Here is a 12,798-nt window from a genome sequence, read left to right on the forward strand (position 1 = left end):
GGACGGGAGTTATAGCCCGCCGCTGAGCACGTCCTGCGCCGGTGGCAGGGTCAGCAGATGCCACTGAGACAGGAGCTGCGTTGCCGGCTCCAGCGCGAAGGTCACGCACAGCAGGCCCACCAGCGTCATCACCACCGTGTAGGGCAGCGCCATCCAGACCATGCGGCCATAGGAGAGACGGATCAGCGGCGCCAGCGCAGAGGTCAGCAGGAACAGGAACGCGGCCTGACCGTTGGGGGTGGCGACCGACGGTAGGTTGGTGCCGGTGTTAATGGCAACGGCCAGCAGCTCAAACTGCTTCAGGGAGATTGCGCCGGACTCCAGCGCCGCCTTCGCCTCGTGAATGTAGACCGTACCGACAAAGACGTTATCGGAGATCGACGAGAGCAGCCCGTTGAACAGATAGAACAGCGTCAGCTGACGATCCGGCGGCGACTGCAGCACAAACTGGATCACCGGGGTAAACAGATGCTGATCGATGATCACGGCCACGACGGAGAAGAAGACGGTGAGCAGCGCGGTGAAGGGCAGAGACTCCTGAAACGCCTTACCGATCAGGTGCTCGTCGGTGACCCCACACAGTGACGTGACCAGTACGATCACGCTCAGCCCGATCAGCCCGACCTCTGCCAGGTGGAAGGCCAACGCGCTCACCAGCCAGACGCCGACCAGGGCCTGTATCATCAGGCGCAGCTTATCCTGACGGCTGCGGCTGTTGGTACTCTCCCGATCGAAGTTGAGCAGGATTTGGCGCACGCGATCCGGCAGCTGGGCGCCGTAGCCGAACAGGGAGAATCGCTCGACCAGGTAGCAGGTGAAGATACCGCAGAAGAAGACCGGCACGGTAACCGGCGCCATGCGCAGCAGAAACGAGACGAAATGCCAGTCGGCGTTTTTGGCGATGATCAGGTTCTGCGGTTCACCGACCATGGTCATGACGCCGCCGAGGGCGGTACCGACGCCGGCATGCATCAGCAGGCTACGCAGAAAGGCGCGGAACTGATCGAGGGCATCGCGCTTGGCGCTGTCGGTCAAGAGGCTGTCGTCACTGAGCGCCACGTTGCTGCCGCCGCCGGAGGCGACCTGATGGTAGATGCCATAGAATCCCACCGCGACGCTGATGACAACGGCGATCACCGTCAGGGCATCGAGGAAGGCGGACAGGAACGCCGCCGCCAGACAAAAGGCCAGCGATAGGGCTATCTTCGAGCGAATGTTAAGCAGTAGCTTGGTGAAGACAAACAGCAGCAGCTGCTTCATAAAATAGATACCGGCCACCATGAAGATCAGCAGCAGCAGCACTTCCAGATTGGCGGCTATCTCATGGGCGATCTTCTCCGGGCTGGTCATTCCGATAAAGACGGCCTCAAGCGCCAGCAGGCCGCCGGGCTGCAGGGGGTAGCACTTCAGCGCCATGGCCAGGGTGAAGATAAACTCGATCACCAGCAGCCAGCCGGCGTAGAACGGGCTGAGGGCAAAAACCAGTGGATTGATGATTAAAAAGACCAGAATGGCGATTTTGTACCAGCCCGGCGCATTACCGAGGAAGTTCTTCGCGAAGGCCTGGGTATATGTGATTGTCATAACGTCGTTAAACCTGATTTCTTATGTGATTTTGCCGGTATCGGCGCGATCCCAGAAAGCGGAACGGAGAATATCTTTGCCGGGAAATAATTAGACTATACTACTTTCACGGCGGGCGGCAAAGTGGCGCCTTGATATAACCTCTTATAAATCATTTAATTATTGTCGAGTTTCCTAATATAAGTGTCTTACCACGGCACCATCCACGGCCGATGCGGGCGCCGCGCGGGGCGGCGTACCGATGAGGGCAAATCTTGCCGATTTTGACGCAGGGCTGCAATGGGGCACGCTGGAAAGGGGGAGTAACGCGGTTCAGCGCCCAGAGTGTGGAATAAAAAACTGTGAGCGCATTATTTATCGATATGACATGCGGAGGTCGAGGGACGGCATGCGATAGAAGGGGAGAACCCGTTACCGGAGAGAGCCCAGATTGCCCAGCGCGATGCGCGGCGCGGGTAAGGGAAACTCCAGCGAGCCCAGGCGAGGCTGTGCCGTCGGGTGTAGCGTCAGGTTGCCCAGGATGGGGGGGAGCGTCTCCTCCTGCGCAGGCAGTTGGGCGCGGTCGCAGCGCGGCTCTGCGCGGGGAGAAGGCGTGCGCAGGAAACGCGGTGCTCCGCCGTCGGCAAACAGGGTGATGAGCAGCGCGACGCTGCTCAGTGCGGCGGCGCTGACGATAAGGATACCCGTGATGTCCATGATCTCTCTCCGCAGTATTGATAATGAGTCTTATTATATATCTACTGCTGCCGCAGGCTCAATAGAAAATGAATTTTATTCGCATTTCGTATTCGCACGTGGCTTTTGCCGCCGTGGGCACAGTTTGTATGTTTAAGCGCTATCGGCGCTATATCAGCGGGTTGCCATCTGGTATGATGAGCAATCTTGTTTTGCTTATTCTTATTGTCGTGACGGAACGTTAACAACATGGTTATTAAGGCGCAGAGTCCAGCTGGTTTTGCGGAAGAGTATTTAATTGAAAGTATTTGGAATAACCGTTTCCCACCCGGTTCTATCCTGCCCGCAGAGCGAGAGTTGTCTGAGCTGATTGGCGTTACCCGTACTACCCTGCGTGAGGTACTGCAGCGTTTAGCGCGCGATGGATGGCTGACGATCCGGCATGGTAAGCCGACGCAGGTGAACAACTTTTGGGAAACCTCCGGCTTGAATATTCTGGAGACGCTGGCGCGTTTAGATCACGATAGCGTCCCGCAGCTGATCGACAATGTGCTGGCCGTACGTACCAATATTGCCGCTATCTTTATTCGCGCCGCGGTGCGTCAGCACCCGGATAAGGTTGAGACTATCGTAGCCGACGCCCCGACGGTAGAGGATAGCGCCGATGCCTTTGCCGACTTGGACTACCGTATTTTTCGCGCGCTGGCCTTCGCCTGCGGCAATCCGATCTACGGTCTGATCCTCAATGGGTTGAAGGGGCTGTATACCCGGGTCGGTCGCTACTACTTTTCCAATCCGCAGGCGCGCCGCCTGGCGCTGGCGTTCTATTCGCGTCTCGGCGAGCTGGCGGCGACCCGTCAGCACGATCAGGTGATGGAGTTTGTCCGCAGCTACGGCAAAGAGAGCGGCGCTATCTGGCACGGAATGCAGAGCGGGATCCCGCGCGACTTGGCCGATGGGCGCGCCTGAGCCGGCGGCATATCCAGCCGATCTCCCTTTCTTCCGTTAATCGGGGGCGCTTGGCGCCCCCGGTTTTTATTTAGATCCCGTCAGGATGTGGAGGGCAGCGCTCCAGCAGCTCTACGCCACCGTCTTCATTTACCTGCTCCAGATAAACGTCAAAGCCCCACAGCCGCTGCAGATGTTTGATGACCGCCCGGCGGCTGGCGGTATCCAGCGGGATCCGGTTATGGGGAATATAGCGTAGGGTCAGCGAGCGATCGCCGCGCAGCGCGACGTTCCAGACCTGAATATTCGGCTCAAGGTTGCTCAGATTATACTGGGATGATAGCCGCTCTCGCAGGAGCCGGTAGCCCTCCTGGTTATGGATAGCCTCAATCTCCAGATAGCTATTACGCTCGTCGTCCAGGACGCTGAACAGGTGAAACTCGCGCATCAGGCGCGGCGACAGAAACTGGCTGATGAAGCTTTCATCCTTGAAGTCGCGCATGGCGAAGTGCAGCGTCTCCAGCCAGTCACGCCCGGCGATGGTGGGGAACCACTCCCGATCTTCGGGGGTCGGCTGCTGGCAGATGCGCCGAATATCTTGATACATGGCGAATCCCAAGGCATAGGGGTTGATGCCGCTGTAATAGGGACTGTTATAGGATGGCTGGGCGATCACATTGGTGTGGCTGTGCAGAAATTCCAGCATAAAGCGGTCGCTGACGCGCCCCTCGTCGTAGAGATGGTTGAGCAGGGTGTAGTGCCAGAAGGTGGCCCAGCCTTCATTCATGACCGGTGTCTGCTTCTGCGGGTAAAAGTATTGGCTGATCTTGCGCACGATACGCACGATCTCCCGCTGCCATGGCTCCAGCAGCGGGGCATTTTTTTCCAGGAAATAGAGAATGTTCTCCTGGGGTTCGCTGGGGAAGCGCTGATCCTGCCTTGCCAGCACCTCGGCCTCTCGGCGCGGCAGGGTGCGCCAGAGATCGTTGACCTGGCTCTGCAGATAGGCCTCGCGTGCCTTCTGGCGCGCACGCTCCTCATCCAGCGAGATCTTCTGCGGCCGTTTGTAGCGATCGACGCCGTAGTTCATCAGCGCATGGCTGGAGTCCAGTATTTTCTCGACCTCTTCAACGCCGTAGCGCTCCTCGCACTGGCGGATATAGTTACGGGCAAACAGCAGGTAATCGATGATGGATCCCGCGTCGGTCCAGGTGCGGAACAGATAGTTATTCTTAAAGAAGGAGTTATGGCCGTAGCAGGCGTGGGCCATCACCAGCGCCTGCAGGGTAATGGTGTTCTCCTCCATCAGGTAGGCGATGCAGGGGTTCGCGTTTATCACGATCTCATAGGCCAATCCCTGCTGACCATGTTTATAGCGCCGCTCGGTCTCGATAAACTTTTTACCGAAGGACCAGTGGGCGTAGTTGATCGGCATGCCGACGCTGGAGTAGGCGTCCATCATCTGTTCGGCGGTAATGATTTCTATCTGGTGCGGATAGGTATCCAGCCGGTAGTGCCGGGCGACCCGATCGATCTCATTCAGATACGCCTGAAGCAGCGGAAACGTCCAGTCCGGGCCATCGCTCAGGCACGGCGTGGAGTTACGGGTTGCAGCGTTTGACCTGGCCATGCACACACCTCCCTCAAGCCATTATACGGACCGCGGCATGCCGTCCTGATACAAGCGTAGCCTACGTGCTGAAAACTGCCGGATTGCCACAGCGCGCGCTCCGGTTATCGCATATGCTTGATGTACAGCGTATCGGGCATGCGCGCGGCAGCGGAGGAGCGGAGATGCGGGTAGTGATATTGGGCAGCGGCGTGATCGGCGTGACCAGCGCGTGGTATCTGGCGCAGGCCGGACATCAGGTAACGGTGGTCGATCGTCAGGAGGGGCCTGCGCTGGAGACCAGCGCGGCCAACGCCGGACAGATCTCGCCGGGCTATGCGGCGCCCTGGGCGGCGCCGGGGATCCCGCTCAAGGCGCTTAAATGGCTGTTTCAGCGTCATGCGCCGCTGGCGATGAGCCTGGACGGTTCGCTGTTTCAGCTGCGCTGGCTGTGGCAGATGCTACGTAACTGCGACAGCGCCCGCTATGGCCAAAATAAAGCACGGATGGTTCGGCTGGCCGAATACAGTCGCGACTGCCTGGTGCAGCTGCGCCAGACGACCCCCATCGATTACGAGGGGCGGCAGCTGGGAACCCTGCAGCTGTTTCGCACGGCGCAGCAGTATGAGAACGCCGCGCGTGATATTGCCGTTCTACGCGAGGCCGGGGTGCCTTATCAACTGCTGCCGGCGGCGCAGCTGTCGACGGTAGAGCCGGCGCTGGCGGCGGCGCGTGCGCGCCTGAGCGGTGGCCTGCATCTGCCCCATGATGAAACCGGGGACTGCCAGCTGTTTACCCGTCAGCTGGCGCAGCGGGCGGCGCAGGCCGGAGTGCGCTTTATCTTTAATACCCAGGCCCTGCGACTACTGCGCAGCGGGGCGCGGATACAGGGCGTACAGTGTGGCCACGATACGCTGGTGGCGGATGCCTATGTGGTCGCGCTGGGCGCCTACTCTACCGGGCTGCTGCAGGATATCGTGGCGATCCCGGTCTATCCGCTGAAGGGTTACTCCCTGACGCTGCCCATCGACGACCCTGACGCCGCGCCGCGCTCGACGGTGCTGGATGAGAGCTATAAGGTGGCGATCACCCGCTTCGATCGGCGTATCCGGGTTGGCGGTATGGCGGAGGTAGTCGGCTTTGACATGTCGCTGCCGCGGGCTCGGCGCCGCACCCTAGAGAAAGTGGTGCGCGATCTCTATCCGCGCGGTGGTTTTTTGCCGCAGGCGAGCTTTTGGAGCGGGCTGCGTCCGGCGACGCCGGACGGTACGCCGCTGGTGGGGGCGACACCGCTGGAGAATTTGTATCTCAATACCGGCCACGGTACGCTGGGATGGACCATGGCCTGCGGATCGGGCCAGCTGCTGGCGGATATCATCTCCGGTGTGACGCCGGCGATCCGCGCCGATGATTTATCGGTTGCCCGCTATACCGCGTAATGCGGCGGACACGGCGGGCAGGGGATAATACGGGTTAGACGTCTGCGCGGGAGATGGTCTCATCTCCCCAGTAGAGCTGATCCTGATCCGTTTTGGCGAAGGCCCGCGGCAGGACATCATCGTTTCCTTCTTCCCAAATCTGTTGCGCCAGGGCTTCGTCACCGTGCGCCAGTTCGAAGATGGCTTCGGCAATTTCTAAAGAGGTTTCACGCACGCGTGCCCATTCGGCGATGTGATGCGGCTTGGTCATAAAAAGTCTCCTTGAAAATGATCGCGGTTACGGATGTACCGATCCAGCGGAAAGGGGCCGATGACAGAGGCAATCTGCCCTCTAATCACCATAACGCAGCATAGGCTGCTGCGCCAGCCCCTTGTGTTGCCACATGTTGCGGAAGGAATAAAGCGAGGACGGGGGCCGAGGCCCCCGCGGCGGCGATCAGGAGCGGAGTCCCTGTGCCGGCTGATCGCCCAGCAGGCGGTCGAGGGCGCAGAGCAGCAGCGCGCGGCGCTGTTGACTGGCTTCCACGCGGGCGGATCGCGCCAAGGCGTGAATTAAATCGCCGTAAATAATATCGCCATCGCGATGAATTAAATCGCTGACGGTTTCGCCGATGACGCGTGAAACTTCATTATCGAAATGGGTGCGTTCATTGGATATAACGCTATCGCCGGGCAGATCGAGGAGTGTGCTCATAGTGAAATTCCCCTGGGTATGGCAGAAAGGGCTCAGGGACTGTCCAACGGGAGCAGTATCAGCACCGAGACGCATGCAGACGATGTAAATGGTTTAATTATTCGTCCGTGATAATAATTTACTTACGTTAGCATTCTTTTCCTTACTATTCCTATTGTGTTCGGTGAGTCGCGCCGTGCGCTGTGTCTGAACTCACAGTTAGCTAAATTAATAGCGCCTTTTATTACATAAATGCCTTGGCTTTCACGCCTCATGCCGCGCGATACCTCTCCGTTCACGCCACGCTTTACGAGGGCGCGGGCGCGATCGTCTGCGCACCCGCTCCTCGATTAAGCATATACGATATCGCCGCGCTTGCTCGGCGGCGCTATCGCGGGGCCGGCGCGCGTCAGGCGTTCAGCGCGGAGACCTCGACCTGCGACGGGGCAAATTCACGCCCTTGGTCATCCTCCGTCTCGCGGCGAAAGCGCCAGCGCAGGGTATGGAACGGCGCGACGCTGCTGCGGTGAGCGACGCTGATCAGCGTCACGCCCGGCAGGTATGCCTCCAGCAGGCGGTAAACGTGCTGCTCAGTATCTTCATCCAGCGCGCTGGTGGCCTCATCCAGATACAGAATATCCGGGCGCAGCGCCAGCGCACGCGCAAAGGCGATGCGCTGCTGCTCCCCGGGGGAGAGCTGCTGTGACCAGTTGGCGCGGCTGCCCAGCGCATCGCACAGGTGGCTTAGGCGGCAGGCTTGCAGGATAGACTTCAGTTCGTCATCGCTATAGGTGGTCGCGCTGTAGGGGTAGCAGATGGCCTCACGCAGGCTGCCTATCGGCAGGTAGCTGCGCTGCGGCAGGAACAGGGTGCGCAGCGTCGTTTCATCCGGACGCAGGATCTCGCCGTGGCCGTAGGGCCAGACGCCGGCGATGGCGCGCAGCAGAGTCGACTTACCGCAGCCGGAGGGGCCGGTGATCAGCACGCGATCGCCGCGCTGCACTTGCAGACTGACATCGTTAAACAGCGTACGTCCTTGGTGAAGCTGCAGGGTCAGCGCCTTGATCGTGAGCGCCTCGTCGGCGCCCGCGGTTTGTCCATGGCGGATGCCGCCGGGGTGAGCGTTAATCTCTTCCACCGCCTTATTGAATCCGGCCAGACGGTTTACGCAGGCTTTCCAGGAGGCCAGATCGTCAAACGCGTTGATAAACCAGGATAGAGCCCCCTGCACCTGGCCGAAGGCCGAGGAGATCTGCATCAGGGTGCCCAGCTGGATAGCGTTGGCAAAATAGCGCGGCGCGGCCACCAGAATCGGGAAGATGATGGCGAACTGGCCGTAAAAGTTGCTGGCGAAGTTGAGGCGTCGGGTCAGACGCATGATGCTCCACCAGTTGCGGCGGATATTCTGAAACTGGCCGTCCAGCTGCTGGCGCTCCTGCGGTTCACCGTGATACAGCGCGATGGGGTCGGCGTTATGGCGGATCCGGATCAGACCAAAGCGGAAGTTTGCCTCAAAGCGCTCCTGATCGAAGGAGAGATCGACCAGCGGGCGGCCCACCAGCCAGATCATCATGGAGCCGAGCCCGGCATACAGCAGGGCAAACCACACCATGTAGCCGGGGATCTCCAGCGCATGGCCGGCGATCATCAGTGAAAGCGAGCCGGAGACCGACCACAGGATCGCGACGAAGGAGAACAGGGTCACCAGGCTGGAGAGCAGCCCCAGCGTCAGGGAGAGCGTGCCGCTGGTCAACGCGTTGAGATCCTGAGCGATACGCTGGTCGGGGTTATCGATCGACTGCTGCATTTCCGTGTGATAATAGGCCTGGTGTCCCAGCCATTTATCCATATAGCGCCGGGTCATCCATTGGCGCCACAGCATCTGCAGCCCCTGGGTCAGGTAAATGCGGAAGATGGCGATCGCGATGTAGATAAACGCCAGATAGCTAAAGCGGATCAGCTGCGCCTTGAATACCGCATAGTTCCGGTTTTGCAGGGCATCGTAGAATACCCGGTTCCACTCGTTAAACAGGACATTGAGGTACACCGCGGCCAGGGTCAGGACGACGATGGCGAGCAGACGGGTCCAGGCGCTGACTTTTTCTTCTGAAACCCAGTAGGGCCTGATCAGCTGCCACACTTCCCGCCAGTGGGTGGCTTTTTGGGTGAAATGCATGCGATGACTTTCCTACAGCATGAAAATAATAAAAAGGGGTGTCCGTTTAGGCCACGGGACATGACAAACGTTCTGTGGCCAATTGTAAAGTAATTTAATGATATGCCGAACGTTTAGGATACCCCGTCGTCGAACGGCGGGCGATTATCGGGACGGTTCCCGCCGCCCTGTGCGGCGGCGGGGGATCAGCGGGAGGCGACCTGACGGGCGAACAGCTCCCGAAAGACCGGGTAGATGTCCTGCGGCTCCCGGATATGCTGCATGGCAAAGTTGTCGCAGCGCTGGCTCAGCCCCTCATACTCTCGCCATAGGGTCTGGTGGGCGCGGCGGGTGATTTCGATATAGCAATAGTAGCGTACCAGCGGCAGCAGCCGGGTGGTGAGCAACTGCTGGCACAGGGGGGAGTCATCGGCCCAGTTGTCGCCGTCGGAGGCCTGGGCGGCATAGATGTTCCACTGAGCGGGATCGTAACGGGCGCGGACGATCTCATCCATCAGCTTCAGCGCGCTGGAGACGATGGTGCCGCCGGTCTCCTGAGAGTAGAAAAACTCTTGCTCGTCGACCTCTTTGGCCTGGGTGTGGTGACGAATATAGACCACCTCGATATTCTTGTAGTTGCGGCTCAGGAACAGGTACAGCAGTAAATAGAAGCGCTTGGCCATCTCTTTGGTGGCCTGATCCATGGAGCCGGAGACGTCCATCAGGCAGAACATGACCGCTTGGCTGGAGGGCTCGGGGCGCCGCTCGTAGTTTTTGTAGCGCAGGTCGATGCTGTCGATAAACGGCACCCGAGCAATACGCTGGCGCAGCGTCTCGATCTCGTTGCGTAGCCGCAGGGTCTCCAGCGGCTGCGCCGGTTCGCTGTGCTGCAGCGCGTCGAGCTGCTGTTCCAGCTGATGCAGCGCGCGCCGCTTGGCGGCGCTCATGGCGGTACGCCGCGCCAGCGAGTTTCGCAGGGAGCGCACGACGCTGATGTTGGCCGGAACGCCGCTGGCGGTGTAGCCGGCGCGGTGGGTTTTGAATTCGGTCAGCTGCTGATAGTGACTGTGGCGCAGGTTGGGCAGGGCCAGGTCCTCAAACAGCAGATCCAGATACTCGTCCTTGGAGATCTGGAAAACAAAGTCATCCTGACCCCCCCTCGCCGTTGCCGGCATCACCGCTGCCGCCGCCGGCGCCGCCGCCCTGCTGGCGCTCGATGTGGTCATGGGGGACAAAGTGGTCGTTGCCGGGGTGAACCCGGTGGCGTTCGCCGCCGCTCCCCTGCTGAAACAGCGGTTCGCTGATATCGTCGCGTGGAATCGTGACCGATTCGCCGCTCTCTACGTCAGAGACCGAGCGGCGGTGGATGGCATCCGCGACCGATTGTTTGATCTGCGATTTGTAGCGGCGCAGGAACCGCTGGCGGTTTACCGCGCTCTTATTCTTGCCGTTCAGGCGGCGATCGATGAAGTAGGCCATGGCGCCTCCCAGTCTGCCAAGTGGAAAGGGCGGCGAAGCGCCGCCCGGAGCGGGTCATCAGGATGATTTACGAACCCGCAGATACCACTCGCACAGCAGGCGGACCTGCTTGCGGGTATAGCCCTTCTCCATCATGCGGTGCACGAAGTCATCGTGCTTCTTCTGCTCCTCGCTGGACGTTTTGGCGTTGAACGAGATCACCGGCAGCAGCTCTTCGGTGTTGGAGAACATCTTTTTCTCGATAACGGTACGCAGCTTCTCATAGCTGGTCCAGTTAGGATTGTGGCCGCTGTGGTGCGCGCGGGCGCGCAGTACGAAGTTGACGATTTCGTTACGGAAATCTTTTGGATTGCTGATCCCCGCCGGCTTTTCGATTTTCTCCAGTTCGGCGTTGAGCGACTCGCGGTCAAATAGCTGTCCGGTATCTGGGTCGCGGTACTCCTGATCCTGGATCCAGAAGTCGGCATAGGTGATGTAGCGGTCAAAGATATTCTGACCATACTCGGAATAGGATTCCAGATAGGCCGTCTGGATCTCTTTGCCGATAAACTCGACGTATTTGGGGATCAGGTAGCCTTTCAGGTACTCAAGGTATTTTTCCCCAGTTTCCTGGGGGAACTGCTCGCGCTCAATCTGCTGTTCCAGGACGTAGAACAGGTGTACCGGGTTGGCGGCGACCTCGGCATGATCAAAGTTGAAGACCTTGGAGAGGATCTTAAAGGCGAAGCGGGTGGAGAGGCCGTTCATCCCCTCATCGACTCCGGCATAGTCGCGATACTCCTGGTAGGACTTGGCCTTGGGATCGGTGTCCTTCAGACTTTCGCCGTCATAGACGCGCATCTTGGAGAACAGGCTGGAGTTTTCCGGCGTTTTCAGACGCGACAGCACGCTGAAGCTGGCCAGTGTCTCCAGGGTGCCCGGAGCGCAGGGCGCCAGCGCCAGTTCGCTGTTGCGCAGCAGCTTGTCGTAGATCTTAATCTCTTCCGATACCCGCAGGCAGTAGGGGACCTTCACGATATAGACGCGGTCGAGAAAGGCCTCATTGTTCTTGTTATTACGGAACTGCACCCACTCCGATTCGTTGGAGTGCGCCAGAATGATGCCGCTGAAGGGCAGGGCCGAGATCCCTTCGGTGCCGTTATAGTTCCCCTCCTGGGTGGCGGTCAGCAGCGGATGTAGCACCTTGATCGGCGCCTTGAACATCTCCACAAACTCCATGATCCCCTGGTTGGCCCGGCACAGCGCGCCGGAATAGCCATAGGCATCGGGATCGTTCTGGGCGTAGTGTTCCAGCTTGCGAATGTCCACCTTACCGACCAGCGCGGAGATATCTTGGTTGTTTTCGTCGCCCGGCTCGGTCTTGGCGATCGCGATTTGCTGCAGGATCGACGGCCACACTTTGACGACCCGGAACTGGGTGATGTCACCGCCGAACTCACGCAGACGCTTGGCGGCCCACGGCGACATGATGGTTCCCAGATAGCGCGGCGGGATGCCGTACTCCTGGCTGAGGATAGCGCCATCCTCATGGGTATCGAACAGGCACAGGGGATGGTCGTTGACCGGGCTCCGCTCACCGTTGGCGCTCAGAACGTAGATGGGAACGTACTGCATCAGCGCCTTCAGTCGCTCGGCTAAAGAGGACTTGCCGCCGCCGACCGGCCCCAGCAGATAGAGGATCTGTTTCTTCTCCTCCAGCCCCTGCGCCGCGTGGCGCAGGTAGGCCACGATTTGCTCGATGGCCTCCTCCATGCCATAGAATTCGGCAAAGGCGGGGTAGCGGGCGATGACGCGGTTGGAGAACAGGCGGGAGAGGCAGGGGTCCTGCGCCGTATCGATCATGTCGGGCTGGCCGATGGCCTGCAGCAGACGCTCTGCCGCATTGGCATAGGCGCTGCGATCCTGGCGACAGAGGGTGAGGAATGCCTGTAGCGTGAACTCCTCATCCTTGGCCGCTTCATAGCGCTGGCGATATTGGTCAAATATGTTCATAGCGATGCCCGTCCTTTTTTTCAGCACAGGTTAAGGAGAATGCCGCGTCGCTGCGGTCGCGCGAAAACGCGTTGTTGCGCCGGGGCATCCGCACATGGCAGGCCGACCGTAGTCTCCCCCTGAGATCAAGCTTAGTTGGCATCCTAGAATTTGCCCGCCGCTCATGGCTTTTTTCCCATGGCATTTCAAGCACTCAGTTTAGACACGGTGATGCGGCGGCGCAGGATATCCGCGTTCGGCGGTC

9 protein-coding genes and 1 pseudogene are annotated in these 12,798 nt (G+C 59.6%); 2 read left to right on the top strand and 8 right to left on the bottom strand.

Going from position 1 to position 12,798, the window contains the following annotated elements; genetic code table 11:
- Window positions 1-9 precede the first annotated feature (9 nt).
- Window positions 10-1,584, bottom strand: coding sequence for a sodium/proton antiporter NhaB (gene nhaB / locus BRD58_RS07715; RefSeq protein WP_012848322.1), 1,575 nt, complete (start codon window positions 1,582-1,584; stop codon window positions 10-12).
- Between the two features lie 411 nt (window positions 1,585-1,995).
- Window positions 1,996-2,280 carry a hypothetical protein gene (locus tag BRD58_RS07720; RefSeq protein ID WP_069578484.1) on the bottom strand — a complete coding sequence of 95 codons (285 nt, stop codon included), beginning with the start codon at window positions 2,278-2,280 and terminating at the stop codon, window positions 1,996-1,998.
- Window positions 2,281-2,508: 228 nt separating this feature from the next.
- On the opposite strand from BRD58_RS07720, the gene fadR reads away from it, so the two are divergent.
- On the top strand, window positions 2,509-3,228 hold the full coding sequence (gene fadR / locus BRD58_RS07725; protein ID WP_012848325.1) for a fatty acid metabolism transcriptional regulator FadR: 720 nt from the start codon (window positions 2,509-2,511) through the stop codon (window positions 3,226-3,228).
- Between the two features lie 70 nt (window positions 3,229-3,298).
- On the opposite strand, the gene BRD58_RS07730 is transcribed toward fadR, so the two are convergent.
- Complete coding sequence (locus BRD58_RS07730; RefSeq protein WP_069578486.1) at window positions 3,299-4,837, bottom strand: SpoVR family protein; 1,539 nt, start codon at window positions 4,835-4,837, stop codon at window positions 3,299-3,301.
- Window positions 4,838-5,001: 164 nt separating this feature from the next.
- Between BRD58_RS07730 and BRD58_RS07735 the strand changes: the two genes are divergently transcribed.
- Window positions 5,002-6,255 (top strand): D-amino acid dehydrogenase, encoded by a 1,254-nt coding sequence (locus BRD58_RS07735; RefSeq protein WP_069579634.1) that lies wholly within the window; start codon window positions 5,002-5,004, stop codon window positions 6,253-6,255.
- A 34-nt stretch (window positions 6,256-6,289) separates the two neighbouring features.
- Here the strand turns inward: BRD58_RS07735 and BRD58_RS07740 are convergent, their stop codons facing one another.
- From BRD58_RS07740 to BRD58_RS07760, 5 genes and pseudogenes are all read right to left on the bottom strand, one after another.
- The gene (locus tag BRD58_RS07740; RefSeq protein WP_012848328.1) at window positions 6,290-6,505 is read right to left on the bottom strand and encodes a YccJ family protein; all 216 of its coding nucleotides are present in this window, start codon (window positions 6,503-6,505) and stop codon (window positions 6,290-6,292) included.
- Window positions 6,506-6,691: 186 nt separating this feature from the next.
- Window positions 6,692-6,949 (bottom strand): hypothetical protein, encoded by a 258-nt coding sequence (locus tag BRD58_RS07745; RefSeq protein ID WP_012848329.1) that lies wholly within the window; start codon window positions 6,947-6,949, stop codon window positions 6,692-6,694.
- Between the two features lie 388 nt (window positions 6,950-7,337).
- Window positions 7,338-9,104: an ABC transporter ATP-binding protein/permease gene (locus BRD58_RS07750; protein ID WP_015461363.1), complete on the bottom strand. Its 1,767-nt coding sequence runs from the start codon at window positions 9,102-9,104 to the stop codon at window positions 7,338-7,340.
- A gap of 185 nt (window positions 9,105-9,289) precedes the next feature.
- Window positions 9,290-10,562, bottom strand: a pseudogene (locus BRD58_RS07755) (YeaH/YhbH family protein).
- 57 nt (window positions 10,563-10,619) lie between these two features.
- A complete protein-coding gene (locus tag BRD58_RS07760) occupies window positions 10,620-12,554 on the bottom strand; it encodes a PrkA family serine protein kinase (RefSeq protein ID WP_012848332.1) in 1,935 nt (644 codons plus the stop codon).
- Window positions 12,555-12,798 lie beyond the last annotated feature (244 nt).

Origin of the sequence: Edwardsiella piscicida, assembly GCF_001896205.1 — a bacterium.
Lineage (GTDB): Bacteria > Pseudomonadota > Gammaproteobacteria > Enterobacterales > Enterobacteriaceae > Edwardsiella > Edwardsiella piscicida.

Coding starts and splice junctions, on each gene's coding strand:
- BRD58_RS07735 (WP_069579634.1), top strand. CDS start 5,002: ATGCGGGTAGTGATATTGGGCAGCGGCGTGATCGGCGTGACCAGCGCG.
- BRD58_RS07730 (WP_069578486.1), bottom strand. CDS start 4,837: ATGGCCAGGTCAAACGCTGCAACCCGTAACTCCACGCCGTGCCTGAGC.
- BRD58_RS07720 (WP_069578484.1), bottom strand. CDS start 2,280: ATGGACATCACGGGTATCCTTATCGTCAGCGCCGCCGCACTGAGCAGC.
- BRD58_RS07760 (WP_012848332.1), bottom strand. CDS start 12,554: ATGAACATATTTGACCAATATCGCCAGCGCTATGAAGCGGCCAAGGAT.
- nhaB (WP_012848322.1), bottom strand. CDS start 1,584: ATGACAATCACATATACCCAGGCCTTCGCGAAGAACTTCCTCGGTAAT.
- BRD58_RS07740 (WP_012848328.1), bottom strand. CDS start 6,505: ATGACCAAGCCGCATCACATCGCCGAATGGGCACGCGTGCGTGAAACC.
- fadR (WP_012848325.1), top strand. CDS start 2,509: ATGGTTATTAAGGCGCAGAGTCCAGCTGGTTTTGCGGAAGAGTATTTA.
- BRD58_RS07745 (WP_012848329.1), bottom strand. CDS start 6,949: ATGAGCACACTCCTCGATCTGCCCGGCGATAGCGTTATATCCAATGAA.
- BRD58_RS07750 (WP_015461363.1), bottom strand. CDS start 9,104: ATGCATTTCACCCAAAAAGCCACCCACTGGCGGGAAGTGTGGCAGCTG.